Origin of the sequence: Arcobacter sp. F2176 (assembly GCF_004116465.1) — a bacterium.
GTDB classification, from domain to species: Bacteria; Campylobacterota; Campylobacteria; order Campylobacterales; family Arcobacteraceae; genus Arcobacter; species Arcobacter siniprincipis.
The window spans coordinates 1-406 of the sequence record NZ_PDJV01000083.1 but is presented as its reverse complement, the minus strand read 5'-3'; the positions used below and the strand labels follow the sequence as shown (position 1 = coordinate 406).

Sequence of the window (406 nt, the reverse complement as noted above, 5' to 3'; positions counted from 1 at the left end):
CCTCCTTTCTTTCTTTTCTCCTCTCTCCCTCCTCCTTTCCTACTCTTCTCTCTTTTCTTCCCCCTTCTCTTTCCTTCCCCTCATCCCCTTTCCACTTTTCTTTCTTTCCCCTTTTTCCCTTTCTTTTCCATCTCCTCTTCTTCTTCTTTCTCTTTTACAACCCCCCCTCTTCTTTTCCCCTCATTTCTTCTTTTCCTCCTCCTCTTTCTTCTCCTCCTCTTCTCCCTTCTTCTCCCCCTCCCCCCTTCCTCCCCTTCTTTCCTCCCCCCTTCCCTTCTCCTCCTCTCTCTTCCACTCCCTCTCCCTTTCCCCTTTCTTTTGCACCTCCTTTCCCTCTTCACTCCTTCTTTCCTTTTAACTCATTAAATGAAGGTATCCTTCCTCCAACAATTAATATGATTAATCC

At 46.6% G+C, this 406-nt stretch carries 1 protein-coding gene; it reads right to left on the bottom strand.

Annotated elements, in window-relative coordinates; translation table 11 throughout:
* Positions 1 to 80: 80 nt before the first annotated feature.
* Positions 81 to 341: a hypothetical protein gene (locus CRU95_RS17010; protein WP_164969830.1), complete on the bottom strand. Its 261-nt coding sequence runs from the start codon at positions 339 to 341 to the stop codon at positions 81 to 83.
* Positions 342 to 406: the final 65 nt, after the last annotated feature.